At 72.7% G+C, this 18,943-nt stretch carries 18 protein-coding genes; 10 read left to right on the top strand and 8 right to left on the bottom strand.

Annotated elements, in window-relative coordinates:
* Window positions 1-6: 6 nt before the first annotated feature.
* From ACFYQQ_RS30375 to ACFYQQ_RS30345, 7 genes are all read left to right on the top strand, one after another.
* Window positions 7-1,146, top strand: a complete 1,140-nt coding sequence (locus ACFYQQ_RS30375) for an SRPBCC family protein (RefSeq protein WP_355788428.1) — start codon at window positions 7-9, stop codon at window positions 1,144-1,146.
* A gap of 15 nt (window positions 1,147-1,161) precedes the next feature.
* Entirely contained in the window at window positions 1,162-1,515 is a 354-nt protein-coding gene (locus tag ACFYQQ_RS30370; RefSeq protein WP_355788431.1) for a gas vesicle protein, read from the top strand.
* A 143-nt stretch (window positions 1,516-1,658) separates the two neighbouring features.
* Window positions 1,659-2,543 (top strand): GvpL/GvpF family gas vesicle protein, encoded by an 885-nt coding sequence (locus ACFYQQ_RS30365; RefSeq protein ID WP_388905865.1) that lies wholly within the window; start codon window positions 1,659-1,661, stop codon window positions 2,541-2,543.
* Window positions 2,540-2,788, top strand: coding sequence for a gas vesicle protein (locus ACFYQQ_RS30360; RefSeq protein WP_355794205.1), 249 nt, complete (start codon window positions 2,540-2,542; stop codon window positions 2,786-2,788). The genes ACFYQQ_RS30365 and ACFYQQ_RS30360 overlap by 4 nt, the downstream gene beginning before the upstream one ends.
* The gene (locus ACFYQQ_RS30355) at window positions 2,785-3,081 is read left to right on the top strand and encodes a gas vesicle protein K (RefSeq protein WP_355794204.1); all 297 of its coding nucleotides are present in this window, start codon (window positions 2,785-2,787) and stop codon (window positions 3,079-3,081) included. The genes ACFYQQ_RS30360 and ACFYQQ_RS30355 overlap by 4 nt, the downstream gene beginning before the upstream one ends.
* Window positions 3,082-3,144: 63 nt before the next feature.
* Window positions 3,145-4,002: a DMT family transporter gene (locus ACFYQQ_RS30350; RefSeq protein ID WP_355794203.1), complete on the top strand. Its 858-nt coding sequence runs from the start codon at window positions 3,145-3,147 to the stop codon at window positions 4,000-4,002.
* A gap of 140 nt (window positions 4,003-4,142) precedes the next feature.
* Window positions 4,143-5,249 carry a YihY/virulence factor BrkB family protein gene (locus ACFYQQ_RS30345; protein WP_388905860.1) on the top strand — a complete coding sequence of 369 codons (1,107 nt, stop codon included), beginning with the start codon at window positions 4,143-4,145 and terminating at the stop codon, window positions 5,247-5,249.
* A 144-nt stretch (window positions 5,250-5,393) separates the two neighbouring features.
* Here the strand turns inward: ACFYQQ_RS30345 and glgX are convergent, their stop codons facing one another.
* Together glgX and ACFYQQ_RS30335 are read right to left on the bottom strand one after the other, a co-directional pair.
* Window positions 5,394-7,523: a glycogen debranching protein GlgX gene (glgX, locus tag ACFYQQ_RS30340; RefSeq protein WP_356165396.1), complete on the bottom strand. Its 2,130-nt coding sequence runs from the start codon at window positions 7,521-7,523 to the stop codon at window positions 5,394-5,396.
* Between the two features lie 58 nt (window positions 7,524-7,581).
* On the bottom strand, window positions 7,582-8,610 hold the full coding sequence (locus tag ACFYQQ_RS30335; protein WP_355791761.1) for an LLM class flavin-dependent oxidoreductase: 1,029 nt from the start codon (window positions 8,608-8,610) through the stop codon (window positions 7,582-7,584).
* 178 nt (window positions 8,611-8,788) lie between these two features.
* On the opposite strand from ACFYQQ_RS30335, the gene ACFYQQ_RS30330 reads away from it, so the two are divergent.
* A complete protein-coding gene (locus tag ACFYQQ_RS30330; RefSeq protein ID WP_356165402.1) occupies window positions 8,789-9,754 on the top strand; it encodes a YihY/virulence factor BrkB family protein in 966 nt (321 codons plus the stop codon).
* 92 nt (window positions 9,755-9,846) lie between these two features.
* Here the strand turns inward: ACFYQQ_RS30330 and ACFYQQ_RS30325 are convergent, their stop codons facing one another.
* Together ACFYQQ_RS30325 and ACFYQQ_RS30320 are read right to left on the bottom strand one after the other, a co-directional pair.
* Window positions 9,847-10,209, bottom strand: a complete 363-nt coding sequence (locus ACFYQQ_RS30325) for a hypothetical protein (RefSeq protein WP_356165404.1) — start codon at window positions 10,207-10,209, stop codon at window positions 9,847-9,849.
* Window positions 10,210-10,268: 59 nt separating this feature from the next.
* Complete coding sequence (locus tag ACFYQQ_RS30320) at window positions 10,269-11,378, bottom strand: PP2C family protein-serine/threonine phosphatase (RefSeq protein ID WP_355788378.1); 1,110 nt, start codon at window positions 11,376-11,378, stop codon at window positions 10,269-10,271.
* Between the two features lie 524 nt (window positions 11,379-11,902).
* On the opposite strand from ACFYQQ_RS30320, the gene ACFYQQ_RS30315 reads away from it, so the two are divergent.
* Both ACFYQQ_RS30315 and ACFYQQ_RS30310 read left to right on the top strand, forming a co-directional pair.
* Complete coding sequence (locus tag ACFYQQ_RS30315) at window positions 11,903-13,567, top strand: alkaline phosphatase D family protein (RefSeq protein WP_355788381.1); 1,665 nt, start codon at window positions 11,903-11,905, stop codon at window positions 13,565-13,567.
* 174 nt (window positions 13,568-13,741) lie between these two features.
* Window positions 13,742-15,103 (top strand): alpha-lytic protease prodomain-containing protein, encoded by a 1,362-nt coding sequence (locus tag ACFYQQ_RS30310; RefSeq protein ID WP_355788384.1) that lies wholly within the window; start codon window positions 13,742-13,744, stop codon window positions 15,101-15,103.
* A 128-nt stretch (window positions 15,104-15,231) separates the two neighbouring features.
* Here ACFYQQ_RS30310 and ACFYQQ_RS30305 read toward each other — a convergent pair whose 3' ends face one another.
* From ACFYQQ_RS30305 to ACFYQQ_RS30290, 4 genes are read right to left on the bottom strand one after another with little or no spacing between them, the layout of a single operon-like run.
* Window positions 15,232-16,326, bottom strand: coding sequence for a serine hydrolase domain-containing protein (locus tag ACFYQQ_RS30305; RefSeq protein ID WP_388905854.1), 1,095 nt, complete (start codon window positions 16,324-16,326; stop codon window positions 15,232-15,234).
* The gene (locus ACFYQQ_RS30300; protein WP_355792746.1) at window positions 16,323-17,243 is read right to left on the bottom strand and encodes a DUF6895 family protein; all 921 of its coding nucleotides are present in this window, start codon (window positions 17,241-17,243) and stop codon (window positions 16,323-16,325) included. Before ACFYQQ_RS30300 ends, ACFYQQ_RS30305 begins: the two co-directional genes overlap by 4 nt.
* Window positions 17,240-18,232, bottom strand: a complete 993-nt coding sequence (locus ACFYQQ_RS30295; RefSeq protein ID WP_355792749.1) for a DUF6895 family protein — start codon at window positions 18,230-18,232, stop codon at window positions 17,240-17,242. The genes ACFYQQ_RS30300 and ACFYQQ_RS30295 overlap by 4 nt, the downstream gene beginning before the upstream one ends.
* The gene (locus ACFYQQ_RS30290) at window positions 18,229-18,939 is read right to left on the bottom strand and encodes a hypothetical protein (RefSeq protein ID WP_355792752.1); all 711 of its coding nucleotides are present in this window, start codon (window positions 18,937-18,939) and stop codon (window positions 18,229-18,231) included. The genes ACFYQQ_RS30295 and ACFYQQ_RS30290 overlap by 4 nt, the downstream gene beginning before the upstream one ends.
* Window positions 18,940-18,943: the final 4 nt, after the last annotated feature.

The following is an 18,943-nucleotide window of genomic DNA, read 5'->3' as shown; positions in this document are numbered from 1 at the left end:
GCGGAGATGGCCAACACACAGGAGAAGACACCCGTCGACGAGCTGAAGGACGCCCTGACGGGCTTCGTCGGCGCGATGGGCGGCAAACTCGCGGACAAGGCCCAGGACAAGCTGGGTGATCTGACCAGCCACCTCTCGGACTCCGCGGAGGGCTCGGGCTCCGGCCTGCTGGGCGGGGTCGCCAAACGCGTCATGGGCGGCGACTCGCCGATGAAGGCCCTGATGATGGAGAAGGGCAAGAGCGTCAAGGACAACATTGTCGAGAAGTTCACCGGCAAGAAGGGCGGCAGCGGCTCGAAGAAGGGCAGCAGCATCAAGGCGACGAACATCGTGGAGACCGTCGATGTCGGCGTCCCGGTGCGCACCGCCTACGACCAGTGGACGCAGTTCGAGGACTTCAGCAGCTTCACGAAGGGCGTCCGCAGCGTCAGCAAGTCCGGCGACACGGAGTCGAACTGGAAGGCCAAGATCGGTCCTTCCAGCCGCGGCTGGAAGGCCACCGTCCAGGAACAGGTCCCCGACGACCGCATCGTCTGGACCTCCGACGGCGCCAAGGGCAGCACCCGCGGCGCGGTCACCTTCCACGAGCTGGGTCCCACCCTCACCCGGATCGTGCTGGTCATCGAGTACTACCCGGCCGGCTTCTTCGAGAAGACCGGCAACATCTGGCGCGCGGTGGGCCGGCGTGTGCGACTGGATCTCAAGCACTTCGCCCGCCACGTCACCCTGCACGGCGACGACGAGCTTGAGGGCTGGCGCGGCGAGATCCGCGAGAGCGAGGTCGTCAAGTCGCACGAGGACGCCATGGAGGAGGAAGAGCAGCGCCGGCAGGAGGAGGAAGGCGAGGAAGGCGAGGAGGGCGCCGAGGACGCCTACGAGGACGAGGAGGGCGCCGAGGACGAAGAAGGCGCCGAGGACGAGGAGGGTGCCGAGGACGCCTACGAGGAAGGCGCCGAGGACACCGAGGACACCGAGGACGACGAGGACGAGGAGTACGACGAGGACGAGGAGCCCTACGACGAGGAGGCCGAGGGCGCCGAAGACGCCGACGAGGCCGACGAGGACGAGGACGAGGGCGAAGAAGACGAAGAGGACGAAGAGGACGAAGAGGTCCCGCGTCGACGCCGTGCCCGCGCGCGCCGCTGATCATCTGGGAGCACTGTGACCGACGTCAGCAGCTGGAACACGGGCCCGGGTGTGCAGTCCACCGGGCCCGTGACCGGCAACCTCGCCGACCTTCTCGAACGCGTCCTCGACAAGGGCATCGTCATCGCGGGCGACATCAAGATCGACCTGCTCGACATCGAACTGCTCACCATTCGGCTGCGGTTGTTCATCGCCTCGGTGGACACCGCCAAGAAGGCGGGCATCGACTGGTGGGAGACCGACCCGGCCCTCTCCTCCCGGGCCTACCGCGACGCCCTCGCGGAGGAGAACGCGCGGCTGCGTGAGCGGCTGGACGCGCTGGAGGGCGGCGACGGCGACACGGAACCGGAAGAGGAGCGCACCCGATGAGCCGGCCTCCCCAGCCGCGACCCGCCTTCCCGCGACCGGTTCCGGAGACGGGACCTGGAACGGGCGCTTCGGAGAGCCGTGGACCCGAGCCCGGCCTCGCCGACGGGCCCACGAAGGAGCCCGCTGTCACCGGGCGGGCCCGGGTGGAACCTGCCATCACCCGCCCGACCCCACTCGCGGTCGCCGGACAGCGCCCGTCCGAGCCGACGGTCACCTACGTCTTCGCCGTGACCCGCACGCCCTCGTCCGAGACCCTGCCGCCGGGGGCCGTCGGGCACGAGGGCGGCGGTCCGCTGCGTGTCCTGCGGGTCGGGGCCCTCGCTCTGGTCGTCCAGGACGTGCCCGCCGAGGACTTCGGCGAGGCGGCCCTGACGGACCGGTTCAACGACCCCTACCAGCTCGAACGCTGCGCGAGGGCCCACCACCGCGGGGTGCACGCGGCCGCCGGGCTCGGTCCCGTGGTGCCGCTACCGCTGGCGACGCTGTACCTCAGCGACCGCAACGCGTCCGAGGCCGTCGCGGCGCGGGAAACAGCGGTGCACGCCCTCCTCGACCGGCTGGAGGGCCGTACGGAGTGGGCGGTCAAGGTGCACCTGGCCGAGCGCGACGGCGACGGGCCGCGCGAGGACGCCCCCGCCGCGGGCGCCGCCACCGAGGACCCTCCTGCCGGCGGCCGGGCCTATCTGAGCCGGGCCAGCGCACGCCGGCGCGCGCACCGCGTCCTGCGCGAGGACGCCCTGGCCCGCGCTCACGAGGCCGACCTGGAGCTGCGTCGGCACGCCGTCGCCGCGACCCGGCACAGGCTCCAGAACGAGCAGCTGACCGGGAGGAGCGCCCCGCAGCTCCTGAACGCGGCCTACCTGCTCGACGACGGACAGCGCGCCGCCTTCGGCGAGGCCCTGGAACGGCTGCGCGCCGACGAGCGGTACCGCGGGCTGGAGATCGACGAGTCGGGGCCCTGGATCCCGTACTCCTTCGCCCGGCTGGACGAGGCCCCTCAGGGGGCGGAAGGCACGGTGGACGCATGACCGCGCCGCCCGCGCGCCCGGCCCTGCGCAGTCCGGTCCCCTGGGACGGCGCCGAACCGTACGCGCCGATCGGGGTACCGCTCGTCGACCTGCTGGACCGCGTGCTCGCGACCGGCGTCGTGGTCAGCGGCGACCTCGTGCTGGCGATCGCCGACGTGCCGCTGGTGCGGATCTCCCTGCACGCGCTGCTGTCGTCGGTCAACGAGAGGGTGCCCGCCCCCTGGTCCGACAGCGGGCCGCTGTGACGGCGCCCCCCAGGGCCGGATCCCTGGACCTCGACCCCGAACGGGTCGCGGGCGACCTGGCCGCCCTGGTGCTGACCGTGGTGGAACTGATCCGGCAGCTCATGGAGCGCCAGGCGATCCGCCGCTTCGAGGAGGGCACGCTCAGCGCCGAGCAGGAGGACCGCCTCGGCACCGCCCTGATGCTGCTCGACAGCCGCATGGACGACCTGTGCGCCCAGCACGGACTGGAGCGCGGCGACCTCAATCTCGATCTCGGCCCCCTGGGCCCCCTGCTGGCGGACCCCGGGGTCTGAAGCGCGGGTGCGACGGACAGGGCCGACCGGGCCCCGGTCCCACGGAAGGTACATGGTGGAGAAGTGATCGAGCTGGCCGCGCTGTTCGCCGTCCTGGGAGCCGCCAGCAACGCCGCGGGCACCGCCTTCCAGCGCAAGGCGGCGTCCACCGTCGCGCGCGGCGGCGGCCTGCGGCTCATCCTCGAACTGGCCCGGCGCCCGGCCTGGGTGATCGGGATCGCCGGAGTGATCGGCGCCGCGCTGTTCCAGGCCCTGGCCCTCGTGAACGGCCCGCTCGCCCTGGTGCAGCCCCTCTTCATCCTCGAACTTCCGTTCGCTCTGCTGATCGCCATCCCGCTGCTGCACCGGCGGCTGCCGGGCGCGGGCTGGTGGGCCGTCGCGGGCGTGGTGGCCGGGCTCGCCCTGCTTCTCGTGGCGGCGGCTCCCAGCGGGGCGCGCTCCCACGCGAGCATGGCGCGGTGGATCCCCGCGCTGGTGGTGTGCCTCGGCGCGGTCGCCGTCGCGGTCGTGGTGGCCCGGCCGGGGCGGCCGCCGCTGTTCCGGGCCGCCGTGCTCGGTTCGGCCTCGGCCGTCAGCAACGCCCTGACCGCGGCGATGCTCAAGTCGGCGACCGGCACACTGGCCGACGACGGCTTCGGCGCGTTCCTCGGCGAGTGGCAGACCTACGGATTCGCCCTGACCGGCGTCGCCGCCATCCTGCTCCTGGAGAACGCGCTACAGGCCGGGCCGCTGGCGGCTTCCCAGCCCGCGCTGACCATCGGGGACGCGGTGGTCAGCCTGGTCCTGGGCATCGTCCTGTTCGACGAGAGCGTGCGCACCGGGTGGTGGCTGCTGCCGGAGGCGATCGGGGCGGCGCTGATCCTGTGGGGCGTCCTGCGGCTGACCCGCGTGGTGCCGCACATCCGGGACGTGGCGGGGTGACCCGGCACCGCCGAGGCCGCCCGCCGGGGCCGCCGCCGTGCCCCGTCCGGGTCCTCCCTTGGGGTGGCGTGAGGCGCGATTCCGGAATGTGATGGGCCGTTCGGCGTGTGAGCGGCGCCGGTGCGGATACTCGGTGCGCCATGGCGCGGATACCTGGAATTCATCACAAAGAGCGCGAGGCGCGTTCCGACGAGTCGCGGGATCAGGCCGCCGGAGCACGGGACGAGCCCGACAGGACCTCCGCGGACACCGAGGGCGACGACCGGTACGGTCCCGACCCCAGCGTGGAGCGCAAGGCGCCGGACGGACCCACGAAGCTGCCCAAGCAGTCGTGGATGGCGGCCATGCGCGGCACCCTGCGCGAGTTCAAGGACGACGAGCTGACCGACCGCGCGGCCGCCCTCACCTACTACGGCGTGCTGTCGCTCTTCCCGGCGCTGCTGGTCCTGGTGTCCCTGCTGGGCGTCGCGGGCAAGTCGACCACCGACAAGGTGATGGACAACCTCAAGAAGCTCACCCCCGGCTCGGCGCGCGACATCATCACCAACGCCGTCGAACAGCTCCAGGGCAACGGCGGCACCGGATCGATCGTCGCCGTCGTGGGTCTGCTCCTGGCGGTCTGGTCGGCGTCCGGCTACGTCGCGGCCTTCATCCGCACCGCCAACGCCGTCTACGACATGCCCGAGGGCCGCCCGGTGTGGAAGATCCTGCCGGTGCGCGTCGGTGTGACCGTGGTCCTCATGGTCCTCGCCGTGGTCAGCGCCCTGATCGTGGTCTTCACCGGCGGCCTGGCCCGGCAGGCGGGGACCGCGCTGGGCATTGGGGACACGGCGATGACCGTGTGGTCGATCGCCAAGTGGCCCGTCCTCGTCATCCTGGTCACCGTCATGATCGCGATCCTGTACTGGGCCACCCCCAACGCCAAGGTCCGCGGCTTCCGCTGGATCACCCCTGGCAGCTTCCTGGCCCTGGTGATCTGGCTGATCGCCTCCGCCGGCTTCGCGTTCTACGTCGCCAACTTCGGCTCGTACAACAAGACGTACGGGACCATGGCCGGCGTGATCGTGTTCCTGGTCTGGCTCTGGATCAGCAACCTGGCCATTCTGCTGGGCCTGGAGTTCGACGCGGAGACGGCGCGGCAGCGCGCGGTGGCCGGTGGGCACCCGCCGGAGGAGGAGCCGTACGCCGAGCCGCGCGACACGAGCAAGTGGGACGAGCAGGACCGGCGCCGGATGGACGGCCCGTGAACCCGGGTACCGCCTGAACGACACCCCTGAACGCCGAGCGGCGCGAAGACGGCTGTGGGACCAGCCTCTCCGCGCCGCTCGGTTCTGCCGTGCCCGCCGCCGGGCCGTTCGGCACCGCGCCCGGACCGGACGCGGTGCCGGCGGTCAGGCGTCCGGGGTCCGATAGGGGCGGCCCAGTACGAGCATGCTGTGCGCCTCGACCGTCAGCCGGACCCCCGCCTTGAACTCGGTCTCGTCGGACTCCTCGCCCGCCGGGTCGGCCGTGTCGGCGACCGTCCGCCACATGTCCCCGAAGGACGCGGGCGGCAGCCGGAACGGCAGCGGCTCGTGCCAGGCGTTGAACAGCACGAGGAACGAGTCGTCGCTCAACCGCTCGCCCTCCGGGCCGCGTTCGCCGATGGCGTCGCCGCACAGGTAGACGCCCAGGGCATGGACGTCGCCGCGCTGCCAGTCCTCGTCGGTCATCACGCTCGCGTCGGGCCGCAGCCACACCACGTCCGCGCGCTCGGGCGGCGTGCCCTCGGCCGGGCCGCGCAGGAAGCGGCGCCGGCGCAGCACGGGATGCGCGCGCCGCAGCGCCACGATCTTCCGCGTGTAGGCCAGCAGGCCGCGGCGCTCCTCGTCCAGGTCCCAGTCCGCCCAGGAGACCTCGTTGTCCTGGCAGTAGGCGTTGTTGTTGCCCTGCTGGGTGCGGCCGAACTCGTCGCCGTGCGCGATCATCGGCACCCCCTGCGAGAGCAGCAGGGTGGTCAGCATGTTGCGCTGCTGGCGGGCCCGCAGCCGCAGCACGCCGGGATCGTCGGTGGAGCCCTCGGTCCCGCAGTTGAAGGAGCGGTTGTCGCTCTCGCCGTCGCGGCCGTCCTCGCCGTTGGCGTCGTTGCGCCGCTCGGTGTAGGAGACGAGGTCGCGCAGGGTGAAACCGTCGTGCGCCACCACGAAGTTGACGCTGGCGCGCGGCCGGCGGCGGTCGTGCTGGTACAGGTCGGACGAGCCGAGGAGACGGCCGGCCAGCTCGGCGACGGTGTGGTCGTCACCGCGCCAGAAGCCGCGCACCGTGTCGCGGTACCGGCCGTTCCACTCGCTCCACAGCGCCGGGAAGTTGCCGACCTGGTAGCCGCCGTCGCCGATGTCCCACGGCTCCGCGATGAGCTTGACGCGGCTGATCACCGGGTCCTGCTGGACCACGTCGAAGAACGCGGACAGCCGGTCCACCTCGTGGAACTGCCGCGCCAGGGTCGCCGCGAGGTCGAAGCGGAAGCCGTCGACGTGCATCTCGGTGACCCAGTACCGCAGCGAGTCCATGATCAGCTGGAGCACGTTGGGGTGGCGCATCAGCAGGCTGTTGCCGGTGCCGGTGGTGTCGAAGTAGTGGGCCGGGTCCTCGTCGACGAGCCGGTAGTACGACCGGTTGTCGATACCGCGGAACGACAGGGTCGGGCCGTTCTCGTTGCCCTCGGCGGTGTGGTTGTAGACGACGTCGAGGATCACCTCGATGCCCGCCCGGTGCAGGGCCTTGACCATCGACTTGAATTCGTCGACCTGGCCGCCCCTGCTGCCCGCCGAGGAGTACGCGTTGTGCGGGGCGAAGAACCCGATGGTGTTGTAACCCCAGTAGTTCGACAGGCCCTTGTCGGTGAGGAAGCCGTCCTGGGTGAACTGGTGCACGGGCATCAGTTCCACGGCCGTGATCCCGAGCTTCTGGAGATGGTCGACGACGGCCGGGTGCGCCAGGCCCGCGTAGGTGCCGCGGATCTCCTCGGGGACGTCGGGGTGGAGCTGAGTCAGGCCCTTGACGTGCGCCTCGTAGATCACCGACTGGTGGTACGGCCGGTCGGGTGAGCGGTCACCCTCCCAGTCGTACCGGTGGTCGGTGACGACGCCCAGCGGGACGTGGCCGAGGCTGTCGCGCTCGTCGGGCTGCCCGGGATCGTCCAGGCGGTGCCCCGTCAGGGAGGGGTCGCCGTCGATCTGCCCGTCCACGGCGGTCGCGTACGGGTCGAGGAGGAGCTTGGCCGGGTTGCAGCGGAGGCCCTCCGCGGGGTTCCAGGGACCGTGCACGCGGTAGCCGTAGCGCTGCCCGGGACGCACGTCCGGCAGATAGCCGTGCCAGACGCCTCCGTCGGCCTCCGGGAGCGTGACGCGCCGCTCCCTGCCGGCGTCGTCGATCAGGCAGAGTTCGACCTTCTCGGCGCACTCGGAGAACAGGGCGAAGTTCGTACCGGAGCCGTCGTAGGAGGCACCGAGCGGATAGGGACGTCCTGACCATGTCTGCATGAACCGCAGCCAACCACGGCGGAGTTAGGACCGCTCGCCGACCGCGGCGGCGCAGCTGTCAGGGCGCCGGACTCCAGCCGAGGGCCGGGCCCAGCCTGGTGGCGATGTCGGTGAGGATCTGTACGTAGTCCTCGTGCTCGAAGGTGAACGGCAGCGCGAACGCCACCTCGTCGATCTCCCGGAAGGCCGCGTGGTCGTGCAGCCGCTCGGCGATCTCCGCCGAGGAGCCGACCAGATCGGGCGCGAACATCAGGCGGGCGGGACCCTGCGGAGCGGTGGTCCGCGGCAGCCGCTGTGCCGCGAACCGCGTGTACTTCTCGCGCTGCCCGTCCGTGGCGCTGTCGGTGGGGACGACGACGAGGCCCTGCGAGACGCGGGCGCGCTCGCCCTCGGGATGGTGGGCGCGGAAGGCCCGCACGTGGGAGAGCTGGATCTCGGCGAAGTCCTCGGATTCCTGGGATTCCTCGGCCTTCACGACGCTGCTCGTCAGCAGGCTCATCCCGTGCTCGCCCGCCCATCGCGCCGACCGCAGGCTGCCGCCGCCGTACCACATGCGCCGCCCCAGCCCGGGGGACTGCGGCTGCACCCGGTCGGAGAACACCTCGAAGCCCTCGGTGCCGCTGAAGCCGGTGGCGGGTTCCCCGCGGACGAAGTCCAGCAGCCGCCGCACCCGCTCGTGGCCGAAGTCCTCGGCGTCCGCGGTGTCCGGGTAGAGGGCGTCCTTGACGCGGTCGTAGTGCATCGGCGGGCCGACGCTCACACCGGGATTGAGGCGGCCCCCGGACAGCAGGTCCACCGTCGCCAGGTCCTCGGCCAGCCGCAGCGGGTTCTCCCAGCCGAGCGGGATGACCGCCGTGCCCAGCTCGATGCGGCGGGTGCGCTGGGAGGCCGCGGCGAGGACGGCGACGGGGGAGGAGATGCCGTACTGGAGGTGGCGGTGGCGCACCCACGCGCTGTCGAAGCCGAGCCGCTCGCCCAGCTCGATGATCTCCAGCGTCGACTCGTGGCCGCGGCGCGGGTCGGCCCCGTCGAACAGACCGATGGTCAGGAAGCCCAGCTTCCGCAACGGTCGCGAACTGATCGGCACAATCTCCTCCGACGTCCCCGGAACTCCGGTCGTACACCAGTACTGTTCCGATTGTCTCAGGTGATCGTCCCGCGGAGCGGCTGAATCCCGCGCGGCAGGGGAGACGGTAGGGCGGGCCGTGCTCCCGGCGGGCGGCCCGCCCGCGCGGCCGGCCGGATGACACGAGGAGACGCACACCATGGGGACCGCTGTGCACGTCCCGCAGACCCGGGACATGATCGGGGAGGAGCTCTCCGGCGACGAGGCGCTGACCGCGCTGCGCCGCTACGGCGGCCGCCGCCTGCTCATGGACGCGTTCTCCCGGTTCCGCTACGCCGACGGCTTCACGAGCGCGCGCTCCCTCGGCTTCCAGGTGGTCCTCGGCATGGTGCCGTTCACCATCGCCCTGGTCGGCGTGGCCACCACGGTGCACACCGAGAGCGTCGGGCGGGTCATCGAACTCACCCTCAGCCGGATCGTGCCGGGCGCCAGCACGGACCTGGTGAAGGACGCCCTGGACAAGACGCGGCGCAGCGCCGGTACGGGCGTCTGGAGCGCCGTCGCCATGTGGGTGGGCCTGGCCTTCGCGGTGCTCAACCTGGCCTCGGCGATGGGCCAGGTCGAGCGGGGCGCCAACCGTATCTACGGCATCGAGCGCGACCGGCCCTTCCTGCGCAAGTACGGCAGGTCGCTGCTGCTCGCGCTCGCCGCGGGCATGCCCATGGTCCTGGGATTCCTGGTCCTCGTCGCGGGCGAGGCCGTGGGCGACTCGGTGGTCGAGGCGCTCGGCTGGGGCGGGGACAGCCTCGACTGGTGGAGCGCGATCCAGGTGCCGGTGGGCATCGCGCTCGCCTGGGTGGCCTCGGCCGTGATCTTCCGCTGGGCACCGCGCCGGGACCAGCCGGGCTACACCTGGCTCGCGTTCGGCTCGGCCGTGCATCTCGTGCTGTGGGTCGCGGCCACCTGGCTGCTCGCCTTCTACGTCGCCGAGAGCGGTTCCTTCGGCGCCCTGTACGGACCTCTGACGGCCTTCGTCGCGCTCCTGCTGTGGGCCAACCTGACCGGGGTCGCCCTGTTCCTCGGCATCGCGTTCGCCGCCCAGCTCGAAGCGGCCCGCGCGGGGATCGCCGAGGCGGTGCGGCCGGACCCGGGACCGGGTCCCTGAGGAACGGGGCCGGGGCCGTCAGGGGCCCGGCCCCTCCGGGAAACGGTCCGGGCCGGACTCCGCGGAGTCCGGCCCGGTGCGTTCGCCCCGTCTCAGTGGTGGGACGAGGCGGGGACCTCCGTGCGGTGGTCGTAGTACGCCCACGCGCCCACGGCCACCAGGGCGGTGAGCCCGGTGGCCACCACGCGCAGCGCTCCGGACGTCGTGAACGCGACCAGCACCGTGACGCACGCGCCGCCCAGCATGATCACGCGGCTGACCACGCGCTGTGCCGGCCGCTGCGGCTCCTCGCGGTCCTTCAGGTCGTGCAGCGCGTCACTGGCCGGGTGCCGTGAACCGCGCCGCACGCGGGCCCGGTACTGCAGCCCGTAACTGATCACGGCGTACAGCGCCAGAGCACCCAGCGCCCACAGCCAGCCCTCGGGATCGCCGCCGCTTCCTCGTGCCAGATTCATGCAACCTCTCCTCCCCGATGGCGTCCGTATGCCCCGGAACCCTCGCCCCAGGCACGCCGTCAGTCCCCGTCGTCCCCCGGCTGCGGGGTGAGGAGCAGGATCGTGACGTCGTCGCGGATCGTGGTGCCGAAGCGAACGAGGTCCGCCCAGACCAGGCCGACCAGGACCTCGGGCGCGGCGTCGGCGAAGGCGGTAAGCCGGTCCACCAGGGGATAGAAGGCACCGGCCGGGTCCCGGGTCTCGGTCACCCCGTCGGACACCAGCAGCAGCCGGTCACCGCGCTTCAGCGGTACCCGGCACTCGCGGGGCGGGGACAGGCCGAGGAGCCCGACCCCGAGCGGCGCCGCCGGCTCCACATCGATCTCGACGGCCTTACCGTCCCGCAGGAGGAGCGGCTGCGGGTGACCGCAGGACACGATCCGTACGGCGTCGGCGTCCTCGGAGAACTCCAGCACCGCGGCGGTCGCGAAGAGCTCGGAGTGCTCTGTCGAGGCCGAGTCCACGGACAGCCGGCGGTCGAGCCGGGCCGCCACCGACGTCAGGTCCCGCCGGTCGAGCACCGCCTCCCGGAACGCCCCGAGGAGCGCGGCGACCGTCCCGACCGCTGACAGGCCGTGCCCCTGCACGTCGCCCATGAGCGCCCGTACGCCGAACGGGCCGTCGCGGACGTCGAAGAAGTCGCCGCCCACCAGCGTCCCGTGCTGCGCCGCCCGGTACAGACCGGTGCAGCGCACGGGCCCGATGCGCTCGGCGAGCGGTGGCAGGACGGCGAGCTGGACCGCCTCCGCGACACTGCGCACCGTGACCAGCTGGGCGTCCCGCCGGCTGCGGACGAGGGACACGAAGACGCTCAGGGCCGCGATGAAGGCGATGGTCAACAGGTCCGTGTTGCCCGGATGGTTGATGTGCAGCGCCGGGACGTTCAGCAGGACGACCACGACGCAGCCGAACGCGGCGGTGGCCGCCGGTCCGTAGGAAAGCACGGCCAGCGACGGAATGGCGCCCAGCAGGAAGCCGATGTCCAGCGGCTTGCTGCTCACGAGCTCGGCGACGCCGACGCCCAGCAGCAGCACCACGGGAAGCGCCCGCACCCAGCGAGGGGGCGGTGCCGCGCCGCGCAGCCAGCCGCGGTCCCCGCCGTCCCCGCGCCGGGACATGGTCACACCCATGGCAGCCCTCCTCACCACCACGCTCCTCCGTCCGGGCCGCCGCCGCACTCGGGATGCCCGCCGGGAGCCGCTCCCCGGAAACGCCGAGGCCCGGTGAAGGCGACTTCACCGAGCGAACCGGGCAGAAAGGGGTTCCCCGCGTCCGGCGGCGGCCGGGACCACGGCGACTCCGGCCCCGCCGGGTATCCGGCGTCTGTCTCCCCGTCGTCCGCCGCCGCCCGACGCCCGAGGTGCCGCCGGGCTCGTCCCCTCCCGTCCGCCGACGGGGACGACGCCCGGCGTGCCACCACCCCTCATCCCGCCGTGACGCCCGACGCACCGTCACCCGGGCCGCCCCGTATCCGACGCCCCGTCAACTCTCGCCCCGGGCCGTACGGACGACGGTCCCGACCGGGACGCTCGCGGAGCACCCCACTTGCCGGGATTGCGATCATTGTCTGTTTAGCATGCACAAGTCCGCTGCCCTGTCGTTCGACGTACGGAAGTCATAGGGCCCCGCGCACGCCACCGTGAGAGGAGACCACATGACCCGAGCAGGCCGTCACACAGCGCTGCCGCAGCAAGCGCCCTCCGCCCATGACCCCGAACTGCGGGCCGCCGCCCGGCACTTCGGGCGCCGCCGCTTCCTCACCGTCACCGCCGCGGCCGCGGCCCTCGCCTTCTCCACCAACCTGCCGACCCCCGGTGCCGCCCGCGCCGCGGCGCTCGACGCGGCCAGGATCTCCGACAACCCGTTCACCCTGGGCGTCGCCTCCGGGGACCCGACCCCCAGTTCGGTGCTCCTGTGGACCCGGCTCGCGCCCTCACCGTACGAGCCGGGCGGCGGGCTGGCCCAGCAGTCGGTGCTCGTGCAGTGGGAGGTGGCGTCCGACGAGCGGTTCCGCACGGTCGTCCGCACCGGGATCGCCACCGCGTTCCCCGAGTACAACCACTCCCTGCACATCGACGTCGAGGGCCTCGCCGCCGACCGCGAGTACTTCTACCGGTTCAGGACGGGCGCGTACATCAGCGAGACCGGCCGCACCCGCACCGCGCCGGCGACCGCCGCCGCCACCGCGAAACTCACCTTCGCCGCCGTCTCCTGCCAGGCGTACCACGACGGCTACTTCACGGCCCACCGCCACCTCTCCAAGGACGACGTCGACATCGTCTTCCACCTCGGCGACTACCTCTACGAGTACGCCGTGAACTCGCAGGGCGGCGCCCGCGGCTACACCGACCGCAAGCTGCCCGACGTCTTCAACCGCGAGGCCAAGACGCTGGAGGACTACCGCCTGCGGTACGCCCTCTACAAGAGCGACCCGGACCTGCGGGCCTCCCACGCGGCGCATCCCTTCATCGTGACCTGGGACGACCACGAGACCGAGAACAACTACGCGGGTGCCGTCGACGAGAAGAACGATCCGCCGGAGGAGTTCCTGCTGCGCCGGGCCGCGGCCTACCGGGCCTACTGGGAGAACCAGCCGCTGCGCGCCGCCCAGCTGCCCAAGGGACCCGACGCCCAGCTCTACCGCCGCATCCAGTGGGGCTCCCTGGCCCAGTTCGACGTCCTCGACACCCGCCAGTACCGCTCGGACCAGGCGTACGGCGACGTGCAGCACGTCCCCGGCCCCGAGTCCGACGACCCCGGGCGCACCATCACGGGGGCGGCCCAGGAGGACTGGCTCATCAACGGCTGGCGCTCCTCGAACGCCCTGTGGAACGTGGTGCCGCAACAGGTCTGCTTCTCCCAGCGCAAGCTCGACCTGAACGATCCGGCGAAGGTGTCCATGGACGCCTGGGACGGCTACCGCGCCTCCCGCGACCGGGTGCTCGCCGGCGTCAAGTCGTCCGGGATCAAGAACCTGATGGTGCTCACGGGTGACGTCCACGTGGGCTACGCCTTCGACATCAAGGAGTCCTTCGACGACCCCGGCTCGAAGACCCTCGGCACGGAGCTCGTCGCCACGTCCGTGGCGAGCGGCAAGGACGGCGCCGACAGGCCGGGCAACTGGGAGACGTACACCAAGGCCAACCCGCATCTGAAGTTCTACAACGGGCGGCGCGGCTACGTGCGGGTCGAGCTGGGACAGGACGTGGCGCGGGCCGACTTCAAGACGGTGTCCGCGGTGACGACGCCGGGCGCGCCGGTCTCCACGGCCGCGTCCTTCGTGACGGAGGCGGGCGATCCGGGCCTCAAGCCCGCCTGAGAGACACCCCTGGCGGAGCGTCAGGCGCCCTGGCGGCGCCCTCGGCACTCCGCCGGGCGGGCCCCTTCCTGTCGGCCGATGCGCGGAACGGACGCGAACCAGACATCTTTTGATCGTTTTGCGGCAAAACCTACGGTTTCGAAGCCCTTTCGCTCCGAACCGGAGGAGACATCGATGGTCCACAGATACGCCGGCGCAGGCTGTGCCGCGCTCACCGTGCTCGGCACGCTCGCACTGACGGGGTCCGCGACCGCGGGCGGCGACCCCGCGCCGGCGGCCGCGCCCTCCGCCGCGCAGACGCTCGGCGCCGACAAGCCGTCGACGACGCTGCTGCGCGCCCTGCAGCGGGACCTCGGCCTGACCGGCAGTCAGGCCAAGGCCCGCCTGGTGAACGAGGCGGAGGCCGGCACCCGCGCCGGCCGGCTCCAGAACTCGCTGGGCACGCACTTCGCGGGAGCCTGGGTGAAGGGCCCGACCTCCGCCGACCTCACCGTCGCGACCACCGATACCGCCGACGTCGCGGCCATCAAGGCGGGCGGCGCCGAGGCCGTGGTCGTCAAGCGGGGACTCGCGGAACTCAACGCCCTGAAGGCGAAGCTGGACCGCGCCACCACCGGCGCCGAGGGCGTCGACACGCCGGTCCGGTACGTCGACGTACGTGCCAACCAGGTCGTCCTCCAGGCGACGAGCCAGGCCGCGGCGGACGCGGTCGTCAAGGCGGCCGGGGTGGAGCGCGGTCTCGTGGCGGTCAAGGTGTCCCCGGACCGGCCGCGCGCCCTGCACGACGTCAGGGGCGGTGACGCCTACTACATCGACGATCAGGCCCGGTGCTCCGTCGGCTTCTCCGTCACCAAGGGCGAGCAGCAGGGCTTCGCGAGCGCCGGCCACTGCGGCAAGCAGGGCGCCAAGACCACCGGCTTCAACAAGGTGGCGCAGGGGACCTTCCAGGCGTCCGTCTTCCCCAAGAACGACATGTCGTGGGTGGCCGTCACCAGCGACTGGACCGCGACCGCCACCGTCAAGGGCGAGGGCGACAAGAACGTCGAGATCGCGGGCTCCGTGCAGGCCCTGGTGGGCGGCGCCATCTGCCGTTCCGGTTCCACCAGCGGCTGGCACTGCGGCACGGTCGAGGAGCACGGCACCAGCGTCACCTACTCCCAGGGCACGGTCGAGAACGTGACCCGCACGACGGTGTGCGCCGAGCCGGGCGACTCCGGCGGCTCGTACCTCTCGGGAACCCAGGCCCAGGGCGTCACCTCGGGCGGCTCGGGGGACTGCAAGAGCGGTGGTACGACGTTCTACCAGCCGATCAACCCGCTGCTCAGCGAGTACGGCCTCACCCTCAAGACCAGCACCGGCCAGTCCGGCACGCCCACCGCGCAGGACGGCCAGCAGGGCGGCTGGTCGGCGGGCCGGATCTACGACACGGGGACCCGGGTGAAGTTCGACGGCGTCACCTACCAGTGCCTCCAGGGGCACCAGGCCCAGGGCGCCTGGCAGCCGGCGCTCACCCCCGCCCTGTGGCAGCGCCTCTGACGACGCGTCCGCGAGGATCCGCCGCCACCCTCTCGAACGCCGGACGGACCGGGCGACCCCGGCCCCCTCCGGCGTTCGAGGGGCGCGGCCCACGGCGGCGGGAGGCGTCCCGGCGACCCGTGCGCCCGCTACGACTCGGCCAGCAGCGCGTACGCGGTGGGCACGAAGGCGTCGCGGGCGCGGAACCGGCGCGTACACACGGCGGCCAGCGCGGTGCCGGTGCCCGGGTGGAAGCCGAGGAACGCCTGCTGCCCGAGCGTCGCCCCGCAGTGGAAGTACATCGGCCCGTGCTCGGCGGGGTGCTGGAACCACGCCACCGTGTGCGTGTGCCGGTGTCCGAACCCGCGCCGCAGCACCGGACGCCGGACCGCGTGCAGCGCGCCCGCCAGCGGTGACCGGGACGGGTCCAAGTGGGCCTCCAGGAACGTGAGGAGGTCGTGCGGGGCGGCCCGGACGGCGCCGGCCGCCTGGAACCCGCCGACGACCAGCGGCGGCGTGCGGGTCGTGCCGTCCTTGCGGTGCCCGGTGGCGTCGGTCCCCGGACCGGCGGGCCGCAGGGCGACCCCCGTCAGCCCCAGGGGACGCAGCACCCGGCCCGTCACCAGGTCCTCCCACGGTGTCGCGGTCGCCGCGGCCAGGGCGTGGCCGAGCACGGCGACGGCGAAGTTGGAGTAGTGCCAGCGGGTGCCCGGCCGGTGCCGTGGCCGGGCCCGCAGGAACGCGTCGACGACCCGCGCGGTGGGGTAGCCCGCGTAGGGGTTGGTGCGCCAGGTGGGCAAGGCCCTGAGGAAGAAGTCGGCGGGCAGCGCGGGCAGCCCGGAGGTGTGGGTGATCAGGTGGGCGAGCGTGACCGGGTCCCGGGACCTGCCGCGGCCCGGGTCCAGCAGGGCGGCGGCCGGTTCGCCGCCGGAGATGACCCCGGCGCGGGTCAGCTGGGCGAAGAGGAGCCCGGTGAACGTCTTGGAGGCCGACCCGATCTCGTACCGCAGCTCGGCGCGGGGGACCGGTGGCGGCGGTGCGGTGCCGCCGCAGCACACGGTCCGGTGTCCGTGCCGGGACAGCGCGAAGACGACGTCGGGCGCGTCGACGGCGGCGACAGCGGCGTCGAGCCGCCGCCGGACCGCCTCCGCGTCCACGGGCGGTTCCGCCGGTCCCTCCGGCGCCGGTGGGGTGCCGGTGGCGCCGTGGGGTCCGCCCGGCCAGGGCGCGGGGCGGACGGTCATGCCGGCGCCGTCGCCAGGCGCGACAGCGCGCGGGACGTGGCCAGCACCGACGCGAAGGCGGCCACCAGGGTCGGGTGGTAGACGAGGTCGAACACCTCGTCGGGCTCACCCTCCGGCATGGCGCGTACGGCGGGCATCGCGCCGTCCGGCTGCTGGGCGGCGGCGAAGCCCTCCCAGGCCCGCTCGTCGAGCGTGGGGTGCGGCAGGCAGGCGTCGACGACCAGCAGTTCGCCGAGCAGGTCCCACCGCTGGAGGTCGAGCCAGTCGTCCAGCCACACGGGCAGCCAGAGGGCCAGGTAGTCGGCGATGCGGGGCGGCAGCGCCTCGGGCCGCTCGCCCCAGTCGGTGAGGTGGAAGACGGTGTGCGTGATGTCGTAGGCGATGTGCCCCTCGACGGTCCAGGGTTCGGGGGTGCGGCCCAGCCACGTCCTGCCGACGACGTCGTCCTCCGGCGGCCGGGGCGGGAGCCCGAAGCGGCGCTGGAACGCGGAGAGTCCGAGCCGGCGCACGGGCGGCATCTCGAAGGCGGCGGTGCTCAGGAGCCGGTGGTTGAGCAGGATGCCCTCCTCCAGCTCGGGCTGGCTGTACCCGAGTTCCTTGAACGGGAGGTACACCTCGAACGGGATGGGGGAGACGGGCTCGGTGCGCTGTCCGCGGACCAGCATCCGGCCGCCGTCGAGGGTGTTCCGCCAGGCGTGGTCGAGCAATTGCCGTGCCAGCTCGGCCTGCCGCGAGCCGGCCACGCCCTCCCGGAACAACACCTTGCAGATCAGGGCCAGTTCACCGACCGGCTTGAAGCGTTCGAGGAAGCCGACCTCGGGGTCGACGTCCGTCTCCAGTCGGAAGCCGTCGCGGTGGGCGTGCAGCCACTCGATGGCGCCGACCCCGACGGTGTGGACGAGACGGGTACTGGTCATCCCGGCGCTCCTTGTCCGTTCGGGTTCGGTCGTGCCGCCCGCGGGAGGGGGTGCTGTCCTGCCGCGGTGCCTCCGCTCCCGTCGCCGTCGATGCGGCCGAGAGTGAGGACGGCGGCGAAGGCGGCCATCAGCGTCGAGTGGTAGCACCCGGCGAAGCCCGTGACCGCCGCCCGCTCGCCCCGGACGGGGCCGACCTCGGGCACCGCGCCGTCGTCGTCCTGCGCCGCCGCGAGTCTCGTCCACGCGTCCTGGAGCACCGCCCGCTCGGGCAGCCGCGGCAGACTCGCCGCCACGGCCAGCAGTTCGCAGCTCAGATCCCACTGCCCGTCCTCCAGGCAGGTGTCGAGCCACGGCGGGAGCCAGTGCCGCAGATACGTCGCCACCGACGGGGGCAGACCCTGCGGGATCAGGCCCCAGTCGGTGAGGTGGAAGACCACGTGGGTGAGGGTGTATCCGGCGGCCCGCTCGAACGTCCAGGGCTCCGGGAGGCCGCCGAGCCAGGTGCGGCGCAGGGCCTCGGGGAAGCCGTCGTGCTCCGGAATGCCGCTGCGCCGCTCGGAGTTGAGAACGCTCAGCCTGCGGTTGGGCTCCTGCTCCGTCACCCGCCAGCCGCGGGTGCGGGCCACCGTCGCGGCGGCCTCCTCGTAGCCGCGGTGCCGCAGCCCGGCCGAGGCGAACGCCGCGTAGACCTCCAGCGGGTACGTCGCGAAGGGTTCGAGGTGCTGCAACTCGTGGAAGAGGGCGCCCTTGTCCGTCTGGTGCCAGGCGAAGTCGAGCAGGTCGGAGGCGGTCCGGTGCAGCGGGTCCGCGGGGTCGGTGGCCCGGCGCACGCACACGCACACCTGGGCGAGCTCACCGAGCGGTTTCCAGCTGGTGTTCACGTCCCCGTCCGGGGCGAGCGCGCCGTCGCCGAGCCGGAACCCCGCGCGGCTGGCGGAGATCCAGTCCAGCGCGGCCTCGGCGACCCCGCGGACGTCGTGCGCCGTCACACCGGTGCTCCGGCCCGCATCAGCTGCGCCGCCCGGACCTGGAGGGCCACGCGCGGATCGCCGGCCCCCATCCCGGCGACGAACTCCAGGCCGGTCTCCAGTCCAAGGGTGTCCGGCACCTCGTCGAGGAGGGCCAGCCAGCGTCCCGCCCCGGCCGCCTGGAGCCAGTCGCGGCGGCGGACCGCACGCACGAACCCGCGGGCGACGTCGACGGGGCGCCGCTGGGCCGCGCGGAGTACCGCACAGTCGCCCCCGGGCACCGCCAGCGGTGCCAGCACGGCGAGTTGACGGGTCAGAACCTGCCAGGAGGCGTCCTCCAGCCACGTCGCCCCGGGTTCGGCATGATCCTCCGGTACGCCGTCGAAGGACGCGTCGAGACGCGTCAGCGTCCGCCGCATCGCCCAGTGGCTCCACGCGGAGGTGGGGGAGGCGTCTGCCGGGGGCGGAAAGGCCCGTACGGCCAGGTCGAAGACCCGCAGGTCCTCAGGGTCGGCGGGCGCGCGACGCAGGACGACGGGCAGCAGCGCGTCGGCGCCGAGGACCCGTACGGCGGCCAGTGCGGGATCGCCGTTCGCCTCGGTCGTCTCGCGTGCCGCCACCTTGCCGGACAGTCGAAACGGGTCCCCGCCCCGAAGGGCGGAGACCACGTCCGAAGCAAGGTCCTGCACGGCGACCGACAATCGGGTCGGAGTGCCTGACTGCTCCATGGAT

It is taken from the genome of Streptomyces sp. NPDC005496, from assembly GCF_042872045.1.
Classification (GTDB): Bacteria; Actinomycetota; Actinomycetes; order Streptomycetales; family Streptomycetaceae; genus Streptomyces.
Note: the sequence above shows the minus strand (reverse complement) of the source record. Positions and strands in the feature narration are given on the sequence as shown.

Coding starts and splice junctions, on each gene's coding strand:
- ACFYQQ_RS30360 (WP_355794205.1), top strand. CDS start 2,540: ATGACCGCGCCGCCCGCGCGCCCGGCCCTGCGCAGTCCGGTCCCCTGG.
- ACFYQQ_RS30315 (WP_355788381.1), top strand. CDS start 11,903: ATGACCCGAGCAGGCCGTCACACAGCGCTGCCGCAGCAAGCGCCCTCC.
- ACFYQQ_RS30300 (WP_355792746.1), bottom strand. CDS start 17,243: ATGACCAGTACCCGTCTCGTCCACACCGTCGGGGTCGGCGCCATCGAG.
- glgX (WP_356165396.1), bottom strand. CDS start 7,523: ATGCAGACATGGTCAGGACGTCCCTATCCGCTCGGTGCCTCCTACGAC.
- ACFYQQ_RS30345 (WP_388905860.1), top strand. CDS start 4,143: ATGGCGCGGATACCTGGAATTCATCACAAAGAGCGCGAGGCGCGTTCC.
- ACFYQQ_RS30290 (WP_355792752.1), bottom strand. CDS start 18,939: ATGGAGCAGTCAGGCACTCCGACCCGATTGTCGGTCGCCGTGCAGGAC.
- ACFYQQ_RS30325 (WP_356165404.1), bottom strand. CDS start 10,209: ATGAATCTGGCACGAGGAAGCGGCGGCGATCCCGAGGGCTGGCTGTGG.
- ACFYQQ_RS30330 (WP_356165402.1), top strand. CDS start 8,789: ATGGGGACCGCTGTGCACGTCCCGCAGACCCGGGACATGATCGGGGAG.
- ACFYQQ_RS30375 (WP_355788428.1), top strand. CDS start 7: ATGGCCAACACACAGGAGAAGACACCCGTCGACGAGCTGAAGGACGCC.
- ACFYQQ_RS30305 (WP_388905854.1), bottom strand. CDS start 16,326: ATGACCGTCCGCCCCGCGCCCTGGCCGGGCGGACCCCACGGCGCCACC.
- ACFYQQ_RS30310 (WP_355788384.1), top strand. CDS start 13,742: ATGGTCCACAGATACGCCGGCGCAGGCTGTGCCGCGCTCACCGTGCTC.
- ACFYQQ_RS30320 (WP_355788378.1), bottom strand. CDS start 11,378: ATGGGTGTGACCATGTCCCGGCGCGGGGACGGCGGGGACCGCGGCTGG.